The organism is Xenorhabdus entomophaga (assembly GCF_037996725.1).
GTDB lineage: Bacteria > Pseudomonadota > Gammaproteobacteria > Enterobacterales > Enterobacteriaceae > Xenorhabdus > Xenorhabdus khoisanae.
The window spans coordinates 1-243 of the sequence record NZ_JBBMXH010000461.1; the positions used below are offsets into that span (position 1 = coordinate 1).

The 243-nt window shown below is 41.2% G+C and carries 1 protein-coding gene; it reads left to right on the forward strand.

All coding sequences use genetic code 11. The features are described from left to right. Window positions 1-67 precede the first annotated feature (67 nt). Window positions 68-243 (forward strand): phage antirepressor N-terminal domain-containing protein (locus AAC854_RS23625; protein ID WP_340619189.1); only part of this gene is annotated, 176 nt, incomplete at its 3' end.

The window sequence follows — 243 nt, forward strand, 5'->3', positions numbered from 1 at the left end:
CTGGCGAGCTTCGACGGGCTGATTTTCTATGTGAACGAGGGTTCATTTCAAATGTAGGTAATACGCCATGAGTAACTTGTTAACTGCTGAAATTAACTTCAAAGGTGACACTATCACCACGATGAAAGAAGGGAGCATTGAGTATGTCGCCATGAAACATATTGTTAAGAACTTAGGGATGAGCTGGGGTGCACAGCAACAAAAGTTACAGAGAAACAAAGATAAGTTTGGGTGTATCGATAT